1 protein-coding gene is annotated in these 803 nt (G+C 50.2%); it reads right to left on the reverse strand.

The window, feature by feature from the left end; all coding sequences use genetic code 11:
* Nucleotides 1-359: 359 nt before the first annotated feature.
* On the reverse strand, nucleotides 360-803 hold a 444-nt coding region (locus tag ACFY9I_RS42385), incomplete at its 5' end, for a hypothetical protein (protein WP_391012853.1).

Below are 803 nucleotides of genomic sequence, written 5' to 3' on the forward strand. Positions count from 1 at the left end.
CCCTGTCGAGTTACTTGTTCACCCTGGATAGATGTCCAGGAACCGAGTTTCCTTCACAACAACCGTAGGCAACTTGTACAACCGCAGGATCAGGCACTTCATTCCTGACTGGTTGAATCCCTTCTCGATCGAGAGAACTTCACCAGCTTTGCCGTTCCACAACTTCAGCCGATCACCTGTCTTCAGCTTGTCTGCCCTCTTGCGTACTGTCTTGTTGATGCTTCCTCCTGGTGTATGTCGTCTTCCTTCAACTTCCCTCTATCGTCTCAGCCACCACTGACAAACAGACATGAGTCATTCCGCTTACGGATGCAGGTAAGCGCCCGACCCCAGAGGGAGCCGAGCGCTGCTTTCGCATCTCACATGTCGTCAAAGGTGAGTTGCCTAGCGGAATTTTCGTACATTGCAAGCTGCTGGCGACTTTCATGCATGAAAGACATTAGCTCCATCCATTTAGTGAGTCTCCTCCTAGAAAGAAGGTCAGGCTTGACAATCTTCCCGTTTCCTAGCTGGATCAGCATAGTGACGGGGTTTCCTTCGAGCGGCTTGTATGAACCTGCGTAGATAGCCCCTTGCCAGAGTGGACCGTCAAAGGAACTGATCTCCCTCTTTTCCTCTCCTTTGAGAATCGCTACAGCGATTTCCTTCGTACAGGTAAAGTCTGCGTTGGTGACCTTTTGGAGAAGGGTTACCCTCTCAACGGAGACTGCCGTAGAGCTATTACTGATGAATCGGATGTTGCACTTAATGGAGTCCCAGCTAATTTCCGACGGGCACCAAAGATGCAATTTAACTTTGATGCG

Source organism: Streptomyces sp. NPDC012510, from assembly GCF_042955065.1.
Taxonomy (GTDB): Bacteria; Actinomycetota; Actinomycetes; order Streptomycetales; family Streptomycetaceae; genus Streptomyces.